At 58.9% G+C, this 3412-nt stretch carries 1 protein-coding gene, 3 pseudogenes and 1 other annotated feature; of the genes and pseudogenes, 1 reads left to right on the top strand and 3 read right to left on the bottom strand.

Annotated elements, in window-relative coordinates; translation table 11 throughout:
- The 3 genes and pseudogenes from A9D15_RS16105 to A9D15_RS02535 form a co-directional block, all read right to left on the bottom strand.
- Positions 1-766, bottom strand: a pseudogene (locus A9D15_RS16105) (IS5 family transposase); the annotation flags it as partial.
- A 560-nt stretch (positions 767-1326) separates the two neighbouring features.
- The gene (locus A9D15_RS16100; protein WP_082924208.1) at positions 1327-1557 is read right to left on the bottom strand and encodes a MucR family transcriptional regulator; all 231 of its coding nucleotides are present in this window, start codon (positions 1555-1557) and stop codon (positions 1327-1329) included.
- Positions 1558-1629: 72 nt separating this feature from the next.
- Positions 1630-2282, bottom strand: a pseudogene (locus A9D15_RS02535) (IS6 family transposase).
- A 69-nt stretch (positions 2283-2351) separates the two neighbouring features.
- Between A9D15_RS02535 and A9D15_RS02525 the strand changes: the two are divergent.
- Positions 2352-3412 (top strand): annotated as a pseudogene (locus A9D15_RS02525) (IS3 family transposase); the annotation flags it as partial.
- Positions 2633-2749 (top strand) — a sequence feature (AL1L pseudoknot). It overlaps the preceding pseudogene by 117 nt.

Below are 3412 nucleotides of genomic sequence, written 5' to 3'. Positions count from 1 at the left end.
TAGGCCCTGTTGACAAACTGATTGGTCCAGAGGCGGGCGGCGGCGATATGTATGAAGCCGAGATAGCTTGCTGAGGTTTTGTCGTATCGGGTTGCGAGGCGGCGCGAGCATTTGAGCTTGGCGAAGCACCGCTCAATACGGTTCCGCAAGGCGTAGGTGACGGTGTCGTGCGGGATCGGCTCTTTGCGATTGGCCTTGGCCGGGATCACTGGTGTTCCGCCACGCTCGGTGATCGTTGCCCGGATATGATCGCTGTCATAACCCCGGTCAGCCAGGAACACGCGAGCCGTCGGCAGGTCATCGTCGACCAGAGCATCGAAGCCTTTGAAGTCAGATACTTCACCTCCCGTTACTTCCGCCCGGACAGGGAGGCCGTGAGCGTTGGTAATGAGATGGATCTTGGACGTGAAGCCACCTTTTGAACGGCCAAAACCCTGTCTTTGAGTCCCCCTTTTGCGCCCGCTGCCAAGTGGTGCGCGCGGATCACGGTGCTGTCGATCATCTGGACGCTGTCTGGCGCTGCGCCGCTATCGTTGAGGGCATCGAGCACCAGTTCCCAAAGTCCGGCCAGGGTCCAGCGCCGGAACTGGCGATACACGCTCGACCACTTGCCGAACTCTTCAGGCAGATCACGCCAGGCAGCACCGGTTCGAGCAATCCAGAAAATACCATCGAGAACAAGGCGGTGGTTGGAGGCCGGGCGACCGCCTTGCCCCCGGATCGCTATCAAAAAGGGTTCAAAGAATGCCCACTCGGCATCCTCCATCAGCAACCGCGCCAAGATAACCTCCGCAAAAGCTATCTTGAATCACATCTCGCAGCGATTGTGAATCCAGTTTGTCAACAGGGCCTAGCATTCAGATGGATGTAGCCATTCTGAATGCACGCCCCCCAACGGAGAATATTTAGACCTCTACAACGCCCAAACCAAAACCACCGCCCAGAAGGTCATCGAAGCCGCAACGCAAGCTAAAAATCCGCGACCTAAAAATTTCTCAGGGCCAACTGGACGCTCGTCTTCCGAAGCCGACCAAGGTCCACCACTTTGTTCCACTCGGTTCCCGAACTCCATGCAATTCCTTCACTGAACGGAATCTCAAGTGGCCTCGAGTTAGGGATAAATCCAAAGAAACGCAATTACGTGTTGCGCCCCCGAGGTGGACTCTCGCCATCTACGAGCTTGCTGAGCGCCACTTGTTCAGGAAAAAAGGCCATGTGTCTGGCGGTAGGGGAAAGGCGATATTTGGTCAGCAAGAAGGCGCTCAGCATGAGTATGGGGACAACTGCGAAAGGCAGGTTCCAAACGGAAATCTAGCTGCCAACCTTCTAAGTGGGCGCCTTCCTTGAACCCACGGCCTTACGCAGAAACAGCCTCGAATGACGATTTTTAAGGCGTGGCGGGCTTACGCCCGAGGCCAATTTTTGTGCCAGTTCACGGCGATTCTTAGCATCGTTAGGCGCCACCATCGGATAGTCGATCGGCAAATTCCAACGCTTGCGGTACTCATCCGGAGACATGTTGTAATGCGTGCCGAGGTGGCGCTTCAATATCTTCATCTTTCTGCCGTCCTAAAGACGGTATTGTCAGCTTGATTGACTGCCGGGCGAGCGAGCGCCCGAGCCCGAACATCATGCTGCAGCAGCGGACGCAGCATTCCATTCCGCCTTGGCGGCGGATCGGAATTTGCGCATCGTGTTTCGCGAGACGAGATGACGCTGGGTGTTGAACGATTTGTAGACTGCGCTGTGCGTTGAAACGAAGCGTTGAGCCTGACCCTGAGACTTGAACCGCTGCATTTTTCGCTCTCTTCGTCGGACGGGAAGGTGCGAATTCTCGACGCGGTTGTTGTCGCGTAATCGGCCCGGTTGATGTCGGTCGACGCAGCCCAGGACCTTCATTGCTGGCGGATATGATTTAAGTCCATCGGTGACGATGGCCTTCGGCACGGCACCTTGATTCTTCAGCAGTTTTCGCAACAATTTCAGTGCTGCTACTTTGTTCCTGCGCTTCTGGACGAGAACATCCAGCACTTCGCCTTCCTTATCGACGGCCCGCCACATGAACATCCGCTGACCGTTGATGCTGACGACCATTTCGTCCAGATGCCAGACTGAATCAGCGCGACCTCGCTTGCGGCGGGTGTTGGCAGCGATGGCAGGTCCGAACTTGTTGGCCCAGCACCGTACCGTCTCGTAGCAGAGGTCGATCCCCCGTTCGGCGAGCAGGCCCTCGACCACTCGCAGGCTCAGGGTAGATAGTACAGCCAAACGCTCAGCCGGATGACGTCGGGCGGTTCATGATGAACCGCCCCGAGATTGCCGGAGGCCCCAACTCCTGAGAGGAAGGGTCTATGAGCAAGACGACGAACAAGTTCTCACCCGAGGTTCGCGAGCGAGCAGTCCGCATGGTTCTGGCCAGCGAGAAGGATCATCCGTCGCGCTGGGCGGCGGTCACATCGATAGCCGGCAAGTTCGGCTGTTCGGGCTACACGCTGCTCGAGTGGGTGAAGAAGTCCGAGATCGACAAGGGCATGCGAGCCGGAGTGCCGACCGAGCTGGCTGACAAGCTGAAGGCGCTGGAACGCGAGAACCGTGAGTTGCGCCAGGCCAACGAGATCCTGCGCAAGGCTTCCGCGTATTTCGCCCAGGCGGAGCTCGACCGCCCACTGAAGCGATGACGGCGTTTATCGACGAACACCGCGAGGAGTATGGGGTCGAGCCGATCTGCCGGGTTCTGCCGATCGCCCCATCCACCTACCACGAACGCGTCGCGCAGCGGCGCGATCCCTCGCGGATGTCGGCTCGTGCCCAGCGCGACCAGGCGTTGAAGCCCGAGGTCTTGCGCGTATTCGCCGAGAACTTCGGCGTCTACGGCGTGCGCAAGGTCTGGCGACAGATGAACCGCGAAGGCTTGAGTGTCGCCCGATGTACGGTGGAACGGCTCATGCGCGACCTGGGCTTGCAGGGCGTAATCCGCGGCAAGCCGGTACGAACGACCATCAGCGACAAGGCGGCGCATTGCCCGCTCGACCAGGTCAACCGACAGTTCCATGCGCCAGCACCGAACATGCTGTGGGTCTCGGACTTCACCTACGTCGCGACCTGGTCGGGGTTCGTCTACGTCGCCTTCGTGATCGACGTCTATGCCCGCTACATCGTGGGCTGGCGGGTCAGCAGAACAGCCCACGCCAGCTTCGTTCTGGATGCCCTCGAGCAAGCCATCCACGATCGTCGCCCGGTCCATTGTGGTGGCCTCATCCATCACAGCGACCGCGGCAGCCAGTACGTCTCGATCAAGTACACCGAGCGCCTTGCCGAGGCCGGGATCGAGCCATCGGTGGGCAGCGTCGGTGACAGCTATGACAACGCCTTGGCCGAGACGATCAACGGACTCTACAAGGCCGAGGTCATC

The sequence above is a fragment of the Croceicoccus pelagius genome (assembly GCF_001661915.1).
GTDB lineage: Bacteria > Pseudomonadota > Alphaproteobacteria > Sphingomonadales > Sphingomonadaceae > Croceicoccus > Croceicoccus pelagius.
Note: the sequence above shows the minus strand (reverse complement) of the source record. Positions and strands in the feature narration are given on the sequence as shown.

Excerpts from the sequence above, each read along its gene's own strand:
- A9D15_RS16100 (WP_082924208.1), bottom strand. The coding sequence starts at position 1,557 with ATGAAGATATTGAAGCGCCACCTCGGCACGCATTACAACATGTCTCCG.